The organism is Streptomyces sp. LZ34 (genome assembly GCF_053890475.1).
The window spans coordinates 9,903,422-9,917,885 of sequence record NZ_CM132680.1 but is presented as its reverse complement, the minus strand read 5'-3'; the positions used below and the strand labels follow the sequence as shown (position 1 = coordinate 9,917,885).

The window sequence follows — 14,464 nt, the reverse complement described above, 5'->3', positions numbered from 1 at the left end:
GGCCGCCCGCATTTCTTCGCGCCTTTCCCGGGCCGCGCGGCAAGGCGCCGCGGCGGGCCGTGTGCCGGCCCACCGCGGCGCGGGGTGGTGCGAGGCGCGAGGCCGTCAGCGGTGTGCGGGGAACTCCACGACCTGCTGGAACGTCGGCCGGTTCTGCCAGTGCGCCTTGTCGTGGGTGATGCCGCCCAGCGGCCGCTGGATGAGCGTGTCGGCACACCACTGGTCGCCCGCCGAGCAGTTCGCGTCGCCGGGGTAGACCTCCGTGGCGGGCTTGGCCGCGGCCTGCTTCAGGCTGGTCAGGAGGGCGTCACGGCACGCGGACAGGTCGCCGGCGCCACAGTACTTCTTGGCGAGCGGACCCTGGACGTCCGCGCCGAGGACCGCGCGCAGGTCCTTGTCGACGTAGGACCACCAGCCGTACTGGAAGGAGGACCCGGCGTGCGAGCCGGTGGGCCCGTGGCCGGCCGAGGGCGCCTCGTCGACGGTCAGATTGGCGCGCAGCGCGTCGTACAGATCGGTGCCCAGCTGGGGTTTGAACTCGGCCTCCACCAGAAGCGGCCACCACGCGTCCATGATCCGTACGGCGTCGGCGTGCCCATAGGTGTGCGAGCCGGCGGATGTCTCGCGGCGCTGGGCGCCCGCCGCCTGCCAGGACTCCAGCTGCTGCACGGCCTTGGTCGCTTGCGGATCGGTGACCGGTGCGCTGCGCAGGACCTTCAGCAGCTCCGGCAGCACGTCCTCGCCGCGCAGGTCGGTGACGGCCGCCTCGGCCATGGCGCGGGTGAGCGCGGCACGGGTCACCCCGCCCTTCTTCACCAGGGCGCGCACCCGGTCGTCGAGGAGGTTGCCGCGGTGCACCGAGCCGTTGCCGAAGCCGGCCGCGGTGTAGCCCTTGGCCTGCCGGTTGTTCCAGCTGACGTAGTAGTCCTGGTCGATGGACTGGGGGTGCTGGGCGGGCGGGGCGTAGGCGGCGGTGTTGACCGTCGGGTCGAAGTCCCGCCACTCGTACGCCGCCTCGCCCTTGACCGGAAGCGAGGGGTCCACGTCCGCCGCCCGGACCAGGTTCAGCCCGCTGTTGTAGTAGGCGGTCTGCCGGGAGTCGGCGTAGAACCAGTTGAAGGTGTAGTTGATGTGCTGCGCCGCGCTCTGGAAGGACTTGGCGTCCTTCACATAGCCGGGGTCGTTGAGCATCTGGAAGCCGACGATCGAGTCGGCCTCGTGGCGGTAGCTGGCACGCAGCAGGGTGTAGGCGACGGGCTTGCCGCCGACCGTCGCGCGGTGGGTCACCAGACCGTACTTGGTGCGGTAGACCTGCATGCGGTACGAGCCCTCGGCGGTGGAGTCGGCCACCGTCGGCTTCCAGGCGTTGCGGCGCTCGATCTTCTCCATCGGCAGGCAGGAGCCGTGGTAGCGGTAGTACGTCGAGTCCGGAGTCGGGGTGGAGCCGTCCGGCGCGCACAGCTCGACGGCGAAGGTGTCGGTGACGTCCTGGGCGGAGGTGGTCGCGCTCCAGGCGTAGTCCTGGCCGCGGCCCAGCTGTACGTACATCCCCACGCCCGCGAAGGAGGCGCCGCGGGCGCTGATGCCCGGGCCCTGGAGCTCCTGGAGCATCAGCAGCTGCGGCGCGAAGTAGCCGGTCTGCGGGCCGAAGACGGCGACGGGATGCCCGCCGGCGGTGTGTTTGCCGGAGACCAGGAGCGCGTTGGACATGCCGTGCTTGCGGCTGAACAGATCGCGGGGCAGCACGCCGTCGTCGTAGATGCCGCGCAGGGCGTCCAGCTTCTTCGGGGCCTTGACCTGCTGCCTCGCGCCGGTCTTGGCGCTGCCGGTCTTGTCGAAGACCAGTTGTTCCGGGGTGACCGAGCCGGGGTCGGGCAGGGCGGTGCCCTTGGCGTTCGCCGGTTTGGCCGCGTACGGGAAGCTGGTGCCGTCGTGCACGGTCAGCGCGGCCTCGGGGTCGTCGCGCTCCCGGAAGGACTCCCACACCTTGGCGCCCTCGGCCAGGCCGTACTTCTGCTGGGCGGCGAGCAGCGACAGCGCCGACTCCACCTCGCCCCCGCCGCCGTTGCCGAACAGGGCGCCGACGACGGAGGCGAGGGCGATCAGGTCGGTGAGCTTGAAGGGCTCGATCTCGCCCGCGTTGGTGATCGCGTCGATCTTGCCGGTGAGGACGTACTCACCGGGGAAGTAGCGGCCGTCCTTGGCCTGTTTGCGGTAGGCGTTGATGCCGTCGACATACGCCTGGGCGTCGGCCAGCGCCTGTCTGCCACGCTCGCCCTGGCTGGCGAGGATGTAGTCGATCTGGGCCTGGTAGTCCTCCTCCTTGTACGGCGCCTGGCCGAAGAAGCTCTGCTCCAGGCCCTGGTTGGCCTCGGCGCCGCCGGCGAAGGAGGTCAGCTCGCCGCGGCCGACGTGCCGGAAGAGGTCCATCAGCCACAGCCGGTCCTGACCGGCGGCATATCCGGCGCCGAACTCGGTGCCCTCCCGGGTGGTGCCCTGGATGTGGGGTACCCCGGTCTTCTTGTCACGGGTGATCGTCACGTCGTCGCGGGGCTTGGTCACCGAGGCCACCTGGTCGGCGGGCACCCCGAACGACGAGTCGTTGAAGAAGTCGGTCAGCTTGTCGTCGGTGAGCGTCGGATACCCGGCGACCAGGTTGTTGTAGGGGCCGAGCTGATCGGTGCTGTGCTCGGGGTGGGTGCCGAACGCCTTGTTGGCGAGGATGTCGGCGAGCGTGGCGTTGCCGTTCTGGCCCGGCGGCAGGATGTCCGAGCACTGGCCCTGGCAGTAGTCGGTGACGGCCGCGGCGGCCGGCGCCGCCTGCGCGGGCGGCGGAAGCGGCCCCGCGAGCGCGGCGCCGAGGGCCAGCACGGCCGTGGTGGCGATCGCGGTACAGGTGAGCTTGCCGGTTCGTCGTCGCATGTACGCTCCTCCCGGGTGCCGTTGGGACGGGAGGTTACCGGCGGTATGACCCGCTCGGAAGATGAGCAGCCGTCACCTTTCCCGGAAATTCAACTTCCTTGTGGATTTCCGGAATCGGATGGATCCGGATCGCGCTCCGTTACGTCCATTCGACAACGAGTCGGGTCCGCACCCGCGGAGGTGGAAAGAGATGGCCGGTTTCAGAGCACTCGCACGAGACGTCCGCAACCCACGCAGGCACATCACCGCGCGCCGCACCTCGCTGCGCAAATGCCTCGAACGGTTCGCGCCGTACGGGCATCGAGCGACGTGGCACCATCTGTGCTCCCGGGCGGGGATCGTCCCGGAGGACCGTCACCCCGAACCGGCACGACTGATCACGGCACTGGAGGAGCTGGAGGAGGCGCGCACCCTGTGGCTCGGGTACGAGGCGGACTTCGCGGCCCGGCGCCGGCGCGAGAAGCACCACGGCATCCGCCAGCCGAGCACCGTGGACGACTGGCATCTGCACACCTGGGGCGGAAACCACATCATGCCCTGCGAGAACCCGTCGGCCCACCCCGACGACCGGCTGGCGGAGGTGCTGCGCCGGCTGATCCTCGCGATGGAGTCGGGGCCCGCCTCGACCTGCCCGGTCTGCACACAGGACCGCCTGACCTGGCACGACAACCTGGACCGCCACCCGTGGGAGGGCCCGTTGTGCGGCACCTGCGGCATCCTCGTACCGGCACCGGTGCTCACGACCGAGGCGCTGGCCGCCGCCCGGCACACCAGGTCCGGCCGCGCCACACGACCCACCCATTCCGCCGCACCCCCGTCCACCGCGTCCGCCCGGCCCCACAGGCGGTACGCCACCGTCTGAGGGAGCCATGACCGAGCCCCGGGGCGCGCCCGTCGGAAACCGACGGGCGCGCCGCCGCGTCGGGCGCCATGGCGGTGGCTCGTTGACAGGCGGCGCCCGCCCGTCCATGCTGAGCAGTCGCTTAGGGATCGGATGCCAGGGAGGCCGTGAAATGGCAGAGCCAAGGATCTTCACCTCGCCCGACGAGCTGAGGTCGGCGGTCGGGGAAGACCTCGGCCCCAGCGACTGGCTGGAGATCGACCAGAAGCGGATCGACCTGTTCGCCGAGGCGACCGGCGACCATCAGTGGATCCACGTGGACCCGGAGAAGGCGGCCGCGGGGCCGTTCGGCACGACGATCGCCCACGGCTATCTGACGCTCTCCCTGCTCCCGTCGTTCACCCCGCAGCTGCTGACGGTCGAGGGCGTGCGCATGGGAATCAACTACGGCGTGAACAAAGTGCGCTTCCCCTCCCCCGTCCCGGTCGGCTCGCGGCTGCGCGCCACGGGTCGGCTGGCGGAGGTGGCAGAGGTGGCCGACGGCGGCTTCCAGGTGACGCTGGTGGTGACCGTGGAGCGCGAGGGCGGACAGAAGCCGGTGTGCGTGGCGGAGTCCGTGGCCCGCTACTACCTGTGAGCCGCGCCGCGCGGGGTCAGCCCCGGGCGGCCAGATAGTCCTCCACATGGGCCTGGAAGTGCGGGCACTCGGGCAGGTCGGCGTGGGCGCAGCGCAGCACGCCGGCCAGTCGGGCACTTCTGCGGTCGAGTTCGGCGCGCTGCCGCTCGATGTCGGCCAGCTTGGCCCGGACCAGGTCCCGCCACAGGTCGGGGGCTGAGGCGCGGTGCTCGTCCATGCTCGCGATCTCCTCGAGCGTGAAGCCGACGTCCTGACACAGCCTGAGCCGGGCGATCCGCGTGGCTGCCTGCGGGGCGTAGCGCCGCTGTCCGCCGCGCCGCTCGGGCGCGGGCAGCAGCCCCTTCCGCTCCCAGTAGCGGATCTTCGAGGCGGGCACGCCGGTCGCCGCCGCCAGCTGCCCGATCGTCCACTCCGCCATCGCCCGCCCCTTCCGGTTGACTTGATCCCGGGTTCAAGCCCAACGCTGATCGTATGACGACGGACATCGCCAATCACGAGCAGTACGAGACCTGGAACGGTGCCGAGGGGCGCCACTGGGCGCTGGCGCAGCCCCGGTACGACGCGATGCTGGAGCCGCTGACGGCCCCGCTGCTCGACGCCGCCCCCCTCGCGCCCGGGGACCGGGTGCTCGACATCGGCTGCGGCTGCGGGGCCACCACCCGCGCGGCGGCCGCGCGGGCCGCCGGGGGCGAGGCACTGGGGGTGGACCTGTCCGGTCCGATGCTGGAGCGCGCCACGCTGCTCGCCGCCGAGGAGGGCGTACGGAACGCGAGGTTCCTGCGGGCCGACGCGCAGAGCTACGCCTTCCCGACCGCCTCCCATGACGCCCTGGTCAGCCGGCTCGGTGTGCATGTCTTCGCCGATCCGCCCGCGGCGTTCGGCAACCTGGCCGCCGCCCTGCGCCCCGGCGCCCGGCTGGCCTTCCTCAGCTGGCAGCACCCCCGGCACAGCGAGTTCGCGCGGGTCCCGGCCCTGGCACTGCGCGGCACGGAGCCCTCGGGCGAGGGGCAGGCGTTCTCGCTGAGCGACCCCGCCCGCGTGCGTGCGCTGCTGGCCGGCGCGGGGTTCACGCGGGTCGCGGTGGACGCGGTGGAGGTGTCGCTGCGGGTCGGGGACACGCCCTTGGACGCGGTGGAGTTCATGGCCGGCACGGGCGCGCTGCGCACGGCGCTGGCGTCCGCCGACCGCTCGGCCCGCGAGCGCGCCCGTCAGGTACTCGCCGAGGCGCTGGAGCCGTACGCGTCCCCGGGCGGCGTCCGACTGGGTGCCGCGCTGTGGCTCGCCACCGCGCGCCGCGCGGGGTAGGGCCCTGGGGAAGCCCCCGTCGTCCGACTCGGGGGAACCAATCAGGGACGACGGGGGCCGTTTCAGAGGGCCGGTGTTACCCGGGTGCTGAACCGGGTCGGGGGACACTCGCCCCGGCCGGGATACTTCGCAGTGGTTCCGGGGCGGGACGGGGTTGGGTTACTCGGTGGTGAGGCAGGCGGGGCAGGTGATCGCCCGTTGCCACTCGTCCACCTCTCCGGTGGCACCGCAGACCGGGCGGCCGTCGCGCACCTTGTGCACGGTCATCACGTCGTCCCCGGCCGTGCCCGGAATCCAGTTCGGCGGCACGTTGCCGACGAGGGCGTGACGCGGCCCGTCGCCCTTCGCGCCCTGCCGCTCCATCGGCCTTCCCATCACTGCCACGCTCCCACCCCGAACCGATACGGGCGCGTGATGCCCTCGCACTTCGCGCACCGCATGGTGGACGTGATCGGCTCCGCCTCAGGCCGGAGATCGAGCCGGATCGTGAACTCACGGAACCGATAGGTAGCGCGCGTCATGCCCTCCCCTTCCCGGCATAAGCGCCCTTCTTGCCGTGATCCGGGTGTCGCCTCAGCAACACGGAACAGTCGGTGACCTTGCTCAGGTCTCCGGACTTGCGCGCCGCTTTCTTCTCGCGCGCCAGGCGGGCGCATTCCGCACAGTTCGTGGTCATGGCACCCCTGCCGTACGCCGTGCCTCTTCCAGCCGTCGCGCCATTTCACACGGCCGGTGGGGCGTGCATCTCTGGCACTCGTCCCGGTGCATGAGGTAAGCCGATTGAAGCTGCTCAAGGTCAGCGGCGCGGGGGCAGTCGGAGACTTCGCGTTCAAGGTTGGCCGTATCTCTCACCAGCGGGCCCACGTTCGGGTGACCGTGGTTACTCTTGCTCACGGCTGCCTGCCTCTCTCACGTGATCAGGTGGTCCGCGCCCCGGGGCCAATAGGGACGGCCGCCGGGGCCTTTCCTTGGCGCGGGGGTGCGCCGCCCCACGAGCTTCGAGGCGGCGCGAGCCTGCGGGAACAGTGAACGGGGAACCCCGCAACCCCATTTGGGGAACCCCGTTGCGGTCCAAATGGGGAACCCCGCTCAGGGCCCACGGCTACCCTGGGGAGATCACCTCCGTCCCTGCTAGTGCTGTGACCGCATAGGTTCGCCGGGTCGGCGGTCGTGGCGGTTGCATGTGCGGTGACATCCGATCCGACCGCTGGAGGCGCGGTGGCCGAGCCCGTCCGTGTGCGCAGACTGACCGACCACGAGGGGCAGAAGCTGCAGCAGATCGTGCGCCGGGGCAGCACGAGTTCGGTGCGCTACCGGCGGGCGATGATGCTGCTGGCCTCCGCTGGAGGAAAACGGGTGCCGGTGATCGCACAGCTGGTGCAGGCCGACGAGGACACCGTCCGGGATGTGATCCACGCGTTCAACGAGAAGGGCCTGGCCTGCCTGGGCCCTCGGTGGGCGGGAGGCCGTCCCCGCCAACTCAAGTCTGACGAAGAGGACTTCGTCGTCCAGACGGCCACCACCCGCCCGGTCAAGCTCGGCCAGCCTTATACTCGCTGGTCACTGCGCAAGCTCGTCGCCTACCTGCGCAAAGTCCACGGCCGGGTGATTCGCATCGGCCGTGAGGCGTTACGGTGCCTGCTCGCCCGCCGCGGCGTCACCTTCCAGCGCACCAAGACCTGGAAGGAGTCCCCGGACCCCGAACGGGAGACGAAGCTGGACCGTATCGAGCACGTCCTGGACCGCTTCCCGGACCGGGTATTCGCCTTCGATGAGTTCGGCCCACTCGGGATCCGGCCCATCGGCGGCAGCTGCTGGGCCGAACAGACCCGGCCCGACCGGCTGCCGGCCACCTACCATCGCACCCACGGCGTCCGGTACTTCCATGGCTGCTACTCGGTGGGCGACGACCGTCTGTGGGGCGTGAACCGCCGCAAGAAGGGTGCCGGGAACACGCTGGCCGCGCTGAAATCGATCCGCGCCGCCCGGCCCGACGGCGCACCGATCTACGTGATCCTGGACAACCTGTCCGCCCACAAGGGCGCCGACATCCGCCGCTGGGCAAAGAAGCACAAGGTCGAGCTGTGCTTCACCCCGACCTACGCCTCCTGAGCGAACCCGATCGAGGCGCACTTCGGACCACTGCGGCAGTTCACCATCGCCAACTCCCACCACCCCAACCACACCGTCCAGACCAGGGCCCTGCACTCCTACCTCCGCTGGCGCAACGCCAATGCCCGCCACTGCGACGTCCTGGCCGCCGAACGCAAGGAACGCGCCCGCATCCGCAGCGAGAAAGGCACCCGATGGGGCGGACGCCCCCTCACAACCGCAGCCTGATCCAACCCGGCGAACCTACGCGGTCACAGCACTAGATCGCTGCCGTTGCGGCTCCGTAGGGCGACACGGCCGTCGGCCCACCGGCCGGCCAGGGCGCGGTAACCGTCCCACTTCTGTTATGCGCTGTTGAGCTGTCCACGGACTATCGTCCAGCGTCATGTCGATCACCGGTTGGCGAGCACGGGAGTTCAGCTCCCTGTTGGCCGATCTCGGTGAGGGGTTGGATGATCTGGGGGTGCCCGAGGGGCAGCCGTTCCTGATCAGTCCGGCGGGCGTGTACGACGTGGCGCTGAACCGGTATTTCTCGGTGTGGCTGGCGTCTTCGCCGTGGAACACCCAGGCCGCCCATGTCCGGGACCTGCGCACGTACTTCGACTTCCTGTGGTTCGCGCGAGGCAGGCGGGACTGGCGTGATGCGCCCATGGACGACCGGGCGGCGTTCGAGTGGTGGGGCGGTCACCTACGACTGCCATGTCTGCCGCCACCCTACGAGCGCCCCGACCTGGCCGCCTGCGCCACGCACGACGCGGTAGGACGGCATCATCGCGTCGAAGGCGCCCTTGAACTGCTGAATCGACCCACAAAGCCCTGACCGCACCACACGGGCCTCGACCCGGAATCCTGCGGACAGGGACTGTGCGACGGGGACTCGACGCCACGTAGGTGGGCAATTTCCGGAATCCCAGCAGCACGCGGTGGCGGTAGCCCTCCGGCCGGCCGCCCCACCCGTCCAGTCATGCCGGTATGGGTAGCAACGGCCGGATGACCTGCCATTTGGGGATTCGGGCCATGCCGCAGCCGAGGACTACCCGGATGGTCGCCTGGGCCTGAGGCTGGGGCCGCGCTTCAGCGAGGCAGCAGGACGTCAACCTGCCCCCGGATGTCCTGCACGATCTCCTCGACGCTCAAGGCGATGTTCACGCCCGCCGCCATGCTGAGGAACATCACGGCGGACACGATGTGTGCCAGCGTCGCGGCGTCGCCCTCTGCGACCCGATCGTCTCGGCGCAGCACGGCGGCGACGGCCTCCTCGGTCTGCGCGACGATGGCCAGTGCCGCGCCGTGCCGGGGCTCCTCGGGGTCGCCGAAGACCATCTCTCGCAGGTAGGTGCGTCCGTTGTCGATCTGGATGCGGTTGCACTCGACGATCGGCCGGACGATCGCCAGCACCGCGTCCAGCACGCCGGGGATGGCCTCGGCGTCCGCCCGGCCCTGCTCAAGTGCTTCGACGTACTTGGCGTTCTGGACAAGGAGGAGGAGTTCGCCCTTGGTCTTGGCATAAAGGAACAGGGTCCCGGTGCCGATGTCGGCCTTGTCGGCGATCTGCTGGGTCGTGACCTCATCGACGCCGTGTTCGGCGAACAGCTCACTGGCGGCAGCGACAATGCGGTCGAGTTTCTCCTGCTTGTTCCGCTCGCGCCGTCCGACCGACTGGGAGGCGACAGACATGGGTGGTGTCCTCGTGCGTTCTGTGTCGCCCGTCGCGGTTGCGGCGGGTCAGCTGCTGCCGATGACGGCCTTGCCGCGGATGCCGCCCTGGGACAGGGACTGCAGCGCCTGCGGGGTCTGGTCGAAGCCGACCACCTTTCCCACGACCGGGCGCACCGCGCCCTGGTCGATGAGAGTGGTGATCTGGCGGAGCTGGTCGCCGCTGGCGCGCATGAACAGGAACTCGTACGTCACGCCGAGCTTCTTGGCCTGCCTGCGGATCTTGCCGCTCAGGCCTGCGACCGCCAGGCGCATCAGCGGGTTCAGGCCGGCCTCGCGGGCGAACGCGGGGTCCGGGGGACCGGTGATCCCGATGGCTTTGCCGCCGGGCTTGAGCACCCGCAGGGACTTCTCGAGAGTCTTCCCACCGATGCTGTCCAGCACCAGGTCGTAGCCGGTCAGGAGCTGTTCGAAGTCCTGGGTGCGGTAGTCGATCACCGTGTCCGCGCCGAGCGCGCGCACGAAGTCCGCGTTGGAACCGCTGGCGGTCGTGGCGACGCTCGCACCGAGGTGCGCGGCGAGCTGGATCGCGATCGAACCGACCCCGCCGGCGCCGGCGTGGATGAGAACCTTCTGCCCGGGCCGCACCTTCCCGCGCTCCACCAGCGCCTGCCACGCCGTGAGCGCCGCCAGCGGCAGCGAGCCGGCCTCTTCCATGCTGATGGAAGCGGGCTTGAGCGCCAGGTCGCCCTCCGCTACGGCGATGCGCTCGGCGAAGGTGCCGATGCGGTCCTGGTGGGGCCGGGCGTAGACCTCGTCTCCGGGCTTGAAGCCGCGAACTGCCGTCCCGACGCTGATGACGGTGCCCGCGACGTCGTTGCCCAGGATCAGCGGGAGCTTGTAGGGCAGGATCTGCTTGAACTCACCGGCGCGGATCTTCTCATCCAGCGGGTTCAGTCCGGCGGCCTCCACCCGGACGAGCACGTCGTGCTCCCCCACGGTGGGTTCGGGGACGTCCGCCTCCTGCAGCGGCTCCTTGTACTTGGTGACGACGAACGCTCGCATGGGGCGCCACTCCTTGTCTTCATCCTATTTATCCAGGCGTGAGGCCAGATCAGCCAATTCGGCGTGACATGGGGCCTCGCCTCACTCACTCAACCCGAGTGCACTCAATTATGAGTCTGCTCAGGATTATTGTCAACCGAGGGCGTCCTGGGCCCGCAACGCGCCTTCCCCGGTGCCACATACCGGCCGCGTGCACCCGCCGGCAGCAGCGGGCCCCGGCCACCACCGAAGACACCCCTCCGGCGCGAGCCGCAGCCCTGCCTCCGCCCCCGTGCGAGCCGCCGCCCCGGCCGTCACCGAAGCACCCCCGCGAGCCGCAGCCCCGCCCCCTCCGAAGCCCCGAGCCGCAGTTCCGTCCTGTCCGGCCGTGCCCACAGGTCCGCCCCGTCCCGTTCGGCCGCGCCCGGAGCCCCGGGACCGGTCGGTCCCGGGGCTCCAGTCCCGCTCCACCTGCCCGCAGCCGACCCGGCCGGGGCGGCCGGCGTCAGGCGACGCTCAGGACGATCTTCCCGGTGGTGCGGCCCTGCTCGCCGATCTCGTGCGCCTTCGCGGCCTCGGCCAGCGGGACGACGGTCTCGACCACGGGCGTGAGCGCGCCCCGCTCGGCCAGTGCGGCGATCTCGCGCAGACCCAGGTGGTCGGGCTCGACCAGCATCCACACCGCCCGCACGTGGCCGGGGACGTCGGCGGGGACGTCGTCGGGGCCGGGCAGGGTGATCAGCCGGCCGCCCGGGCGCAGCACCGTCAGGGACCGCTCGGCGTTCTGGCCGCCGAGCCCGTCCAGCACCACGTCCACGTCCCCGACGGCGTCCTCGAAGCGGACCGTGCGGTAGTCGATCACCTCGTCCGCGCCCAGCTGCCGCAGCAGGTCGTGCTTGCCGGCGCTGGCCGTGCCGATGACGTACGCGCCGCGGGCCTTGGCGATCTGCACGGCCAGGTGGCCGACCCCGCCGGCCGCCGCGTGCACCAGCACCCGCTCACCGGCGCGCACCCCGGCGGTGTCCACCAGGGCCTGCCAGGCGGTCAGCGCGGCCAGCGGCAGCGCCGCCGCCTGCACGTGGGTGAGGTTCGCCGGCTTGGGCGCGAGGTGGCGGGCCGGGGCGACGACGTACTCGGCGTAGGCGCCGGCCTGCCGCGGGAACAGCGGCATGCCGTACACCTCGTCCCCGGGGCGGAACATCCCCACGCCCGGTCCGACGGCCTCCACGGTGCCGGAGACGTCCCAGCCGACCGCCGGGACCTCGCCCCACTCGATCAGGGCCCCGCTGGCCCGGGTCTTGAAGTCCACCGGGTTCACACCGGCCGCGTGGACCCGCACCAGGACCTCGTTCAGTCCCGGCTCGGGCCGGGCGACCTCACGCTCCACGAGCACCTCCGGTCCGCCCCACTGCTCCACGACCACCGCACGCATGCTGTCCGCCTCACTCTTTTCCGTCTTGATCGGATACCGGCCGCCCGGGCCCTTCCCGGCGCGACGCAGTCCACGATCCGGCACCCGCCCCCACCATGGTGTTGGCCGTCTGGCCACTATGTGACAGGATCTGGCCATGAGTGAGATGCAGTGGCCGTGCACCGACCCCCGCCCCGACCCGAGCGCCGACGCGGCCGGGCGGCACCGCATCGCCGTCCTCGCCCTGCCCGGCGTCCCGCCCTTCGAACTCGGCATCCCCTCCCGCGTCTTCGGCAGCGTCCTGGACGCCGGCTCACGCCCGCTGTACGAGGTCACCGTCTGCACCGCCGACGGCGCCCCGGTCCTCAGCGACGCCGGGTTCACCGTGCAGCCCGCGGCCGGTCCCGAGGCCCTGGCCGCCGCGGACACCGTGATCGTCCCGCCCACGCACGCCATGCCCGAGCTGGGCCGCGGCGGCCCGCTGCCGCCCGAGGTCACCGCGGCCATCGCCGGCATCCGGCCCGGCACCCGCCTGGTGTCCATCTGCACCGGCTCCTACGTCCTGGCCGCCGCGGGCCTCCTCGACGGCCGGCCCGCCACCACCCACTGGCACCTCGCCCCCGAGTTCCGCCGCGCCTACCCCCGCGTCAAGGTCGACGAGGAGGTCCTCTTCGTCGACGACGGCGACGTCCTGACCTCCGCGGGCGTCGCCGCCGGCGTCGACCTGTGCCTGCACATGATCCGCCGCGACCACGGCGCCGCCGCCGCCAACCGCGCCGCCCGCATGTGCGTCGTCCCGCCCTGGCGGGACGGCGGCCAGGCCCAGTACATCGACCGCCCGGTGCCCGAACCCACCGTCGCCACCACCACCGCCACCCGCGCCTGGGCCCTGGAACACCTCGGCGAACCCCTCTCCCTGAACCGCCTGGCCGAACACGCCCGGATGAGCCTGCGCTCCTTCACCCGCCGCTTCCGCGACGAGGTCGGCATGACCCCCGTGCAGTGGCTCACCGCGCAACGCCTGGAACTGGCCAAGCAGTTGCTGGAGACCACCGACCTGTCCATCGACCTGGTCGCCCACCGCTGTGGCTTCGGCTCCGCCAACTCCCTGCGCGCCCACATGCGCACCGCCTTCGGTGTCTCACCCGCCTCCTACCGCCGCACCTTCCATACCGACGACCTGGTGGAAGCGGGCGTCTGAGGACACATCAGCGCCGCACATACCCGCTCCGCGGGCCGGCCGGGATCCGCCTGATCATCCGCTGCCGGTGCCCCCTCCAGCGGAGGCCAGCAGCATCATCGCCCGCCGGTAGCGCACCGAACTCGTGCTGCCCCGGCGCACGATCTGCTGCGGCTTCTGCCCCTCGTGGTCGGTCAGTCTGCGTACACGGACGGGCTCGGCCACCGCGCCTCCAGCGGTCGGATCGGATGTCACCGCACATGCAACCGCCACGACCGCCGACCCGGCGAACCTATGCGGTCACAGCACTAGGTGGCCCATGGACGAACGCGAGACCCGACGCAACGGCTATCCGCTGACGATTCCCGATGCGCTGCTCCTGAGCGAGGCAATGCAGCGCGCCTGCGCCGTCCGGGACTTTCAGGAGATCTTCCGTCTCGTCAACCGGCGCACCGGTTCGAGCCACGCGGACATCGCAGCCGCTATCGGCAAGATGACGAGCGCCCGCGTCAGTGACGTGATCCGAGGCGTGAGGCGAATCCGAGGGGAGGCGGTCATCGAACGTATCGCCGATGGTTTCGGCATCCCTGGCGCAATGCTCGATCTTCCGAGCCGACCGCGGGAGGGTTCTCTGGAAACAATTGACAGAACCAGCAAGATCCGTAATAGCGTCGGGACCATGGGCGAGCCCGAAGATAAAGCACGGAATCAGTATGTGCGGGAAAATCCCGGAAGTCTTGACTAACCATACGACTACGTACACTGTTTGCCGGGATCTATGGGCGGCCCAGGCCGAAGCCTCAACTTTGATGGGCCAATTGGTGTGGGATGCCTCCGGAAGGACCGACCATGCCACTGCCCGTATCTACTTCTCCCAAGCCATTGAAGCAGCACGCCAGTTACGCGATCCGGTCGCCGAGGGGCTAGCCTTACTGCGCACCTCTTTCGTTGCTCTCTACGGGGAGAAGAACCCTCGCGACGGCCTGGAGCTGGCACAGCAAACCGCTGCCACAACAAGAGGTGCCAGCCATGTACTTAGCGGCCTGGCCGTATTGCATGCAGCTGAAGCCCATGCCATGCTGCAACAACGGCGAGATTGCGAAAAAGCGTTAACCAAGGCTGAGTAACATTTTGGCCAAGTAGTCGATGGTGACGCCGCTGCGCCACTGTTTTCCTCCAGCCAATTTGGTCGATTGGCTGGCTCATGCTTCCCGTTCCTCAATGATGCCACCCGCGCCCAATCGGTTCTGGAGGAGACCGCTAAGATTTTGCGCGATGGCTCGAAAGCTCACGCCATCACACTGGGGAATCTGGCGCTCGCTTACATTCATCAGCACAAGATCGATGAAGCCATCG

General features: G+C 70.3%; 14 protein-coding genes and 2 pseudogenes. 8 read left to right on the top strand and 8 right to left on the bottom strand.

Annotated features, from left to right (window positions below; translation table 11 throughout):
* Positions 1-105 precede the first annotated feature (105 nt).
* Positions 106-2,922 carry a penicillin acylase family protein gene (locus tag ACWY4P_RS42715; protein ID WP_456206209.1) on the bottom strand — a complete coding sequence of 939 codons (2,817 nt, stop codon included), beginning with the start codon at positions 2,920-2,922 and terminating at the stop codon, positions 106-108.
* Between the two features lie 190 nt (positions 2,923-3,112).
* On the opposite strand from ACWY4P_RS42715, the gene ACWY4P_RS42710 reads away from it, so the two are divergent.
* Entirely contained in the window at positions 3,113-3,784 is a 672-nt protein-coding gene (locus ACWY4P_RS42710; RefSeq protein ID WP_456206208.1) for a hypothetical protein, read from the top strand.
* A 151-nt stretch (positions 3,785-3,935) separates the two neighbouring features.
* Positions 3,936-4,400, top strand: a complete 465-nt coding sequence (locus tag ACWY4P_RS42705; protein WP_456206207.1) for a MaoC family dehydratase — start codon at positions 3,936-3,938, stop codon at positions 4,398-4,400.
* Between the two features lie 16 nt (positions 4,401-4,416).
* Here ACWY4P_RS42705 and ACWY4P_RS42700 read toward each other — a convergent pair whose 3' ends face one another.
* Positions 4,417-4,818 (bottom strand): MerR family transcriptional regulator, encoded by a 402-nt coding sequence (locus tag ACWY4P_RS42700; protein ID WP_456206206.1) that lies wholly within the window; start codon positions 4,816-4,818, stop codon positions 4,417-4,419.
* 53 nt (positions 4,819-4,871) lie between these two features.
* Here ACWY4P_RS42700 and ACWY4P_RS42695 point away from each other — a divergent pair, with 53 nt between their 5' ends.
* The gene (locus tag ACWY4P_RS42695; RefSeq protein WP_456206205.1) at positions 4,872-5,705 is read left to right on the top strand and encodes a class I SAM-dependent methyltransferase; all 834 of its coding nucleotides are present in this window, start codon (positions 4,872-4,874) and stop codon (positions 5,703-5,705) included.
* Positions 5,706-5,864: 159 nt separating this feature from the next.
* Here the strand turns inward: ACWY4P_RS42695 and ACWY4P_RS42690 are convergent, their stop codons facing one another.
* Together ACWY4P_RS42690 and ACWY4P_RS42685 are read right to left on the bottom strand one after the other, a co-directional pair.
* Positions 5,865-6,080, bottom strand: a complete 216-nt coding sequence (locus tag ACWY4P_RS42690; protein ID WP_456206204.1) for a hypothetical protein — start codon at positions 6,078-6,080, stop codon at positions 5,865-5,867.
* A complete protein-coding gene (locus ACWY4P_RS42685; protein WP_456206203.1) occupies positions 6,080-6,226 on the bottom strand; it encodes a DUF7848 domain-containing protein in 147 nt (48 codons plus the stop codon). The genes ACWY4P_RS42690 and ACWY4P_RS42685 overlap by 1 nt, the downstream gene beginning before the upstream one ends.
* Before the next feature lie 697 nt (positions 6,227-6,923).
* Between ACWY4P_RS42685 and ACWY4P_RS42680 the strand changes: the two are divergent.
* Both ACWY4P_RS42680 and ACWY4P_RS42675 read left to right on the top strand, forming a co-directional pair.
* Positions 6,924-8,045 (top strand): annotated as a pseudogene (locus ACWY4P_RS42680) (IS630 family transposase).
* 157 nt (positions 8,046-8,202) lie between these two features.
* The gene (locus tag ACWY4P_RS42675) at positions 8,203-8,637 is read left to right on the top strand and encodes a hypothetical protein (protein ID WP_441129325.1); all 435 of its coding nucleotides are present in this window, start codon (positions 8,203-8,205) and stop codon (positions 8,635-8,637) included.
* A 254-nt stretch (positions 8,638-8,891) separates the two neighbouring features.
* On the opposite strand, the gene ACWY4P_RS42670 is transcribed toward ACWY4P_RS42675, so the two are convergent.
* The 3 genes from ACWY4P_RS42670 to ACWY4P_RS42660 all read right to left on the bottom strand — a co-directional run bounded on the left by ACWY4P_RS42670 (position 8,892) and on the right by ACWY4P_RS42660 (position 11,949).
* Positions 8,892-9,494: a TetR family transcriptional regulator gene (locus ACWY4P_RS42670; protein ID WP_441129324.1), complete on the bottom strand. Its 603-nt coding sequence runs from the start codon at positions 9,492-9,494 to the stop codon at positions 8,892-8,894.
* 48 nt (positions 9,495-9,542) lie between these two features.
* Positions 9,543-10,538: an NADP-dependent oxidoreductase gene (locus ACWY4P_RS42665; RefSeq protein WP_456206202.1), complete on the bottom strand. Its 996-nt coding sequence runs from the start codon at positions 10,536-10,538 to the stop codon at positions 9,543-9,545.
* Positions 10,539-11,022: 484 nt separating this feature from the next.
* A complete protein-coding gene (locus ACWY4P_RS42660; RefSeq protein WP_010982638.1) occupies positions 11,023-11,949 on the bottom strand; it encodes an NADP-dependent oxidoreductase in 927 nt (308 codons plus the stop codon).
* Between the two features lie 136 nt (positions 11,950-12,085).
* Here ACWY4P_RS42660 and ACWY4P_RS42655 point away from each other — a divergent pair, with 136 nt between their 5' ends.
* Complete coding sequence (locus ACWY4P_RS42655; RefSeq protein ID WP_010982637.1) at positions 12,086-13,129, top strand: GlxA family transcriptional regulator; 1,044 nt, start codon at positions 12,086-12,088, stop codon at positions 13,127-13,129.
* A gap of 72 nt (positions 13,130-13,201) precedes the next feature.
* Here ACWY4P_RS42655 and ACWY4P_RS42650 read toward each other — a convergent pair.
* Positions 13,202-13,333, bottom strand: a pseudogene (locus ACWY4P_RS42650) (IS630 family transposase); the annotation flags it as partial.
* 94 nt (positions 13,334-13,427) lie between these two features.
* Between ACWY4P_RS42650 and ACWY4P_RS42645 the strand changes: the two are divergent.
* Both ACWY4P_RS42645 and ACWY4P_RS42640 read left to right on the top strand, forming a co-directional pair.
* Complete coding sequence (locus tag ACWY4P_RS42645; protein ID WP_456206201.1) at positions 13,428-13,853, top strand: hypothetical protein; 426 nt, start codon at positions 13,428-13,430, stop codon at positions 13,851-13,853.
* 64 nt (positions 13,854-13,917) lie between these two features.
* Complete coding sequence (locus ACWY4P_RS42640) at positions 13,918-14,235, top strand: hypothetical protein (RefSeq protein ID WP_456206200.1); 318 nt, start codon at positions 13,918-13,920, stop codon at positions 14,233-14,235.
* The last annotated feature ends 229 nt before the right edge of the window (positions 14,236-14,464 follow it).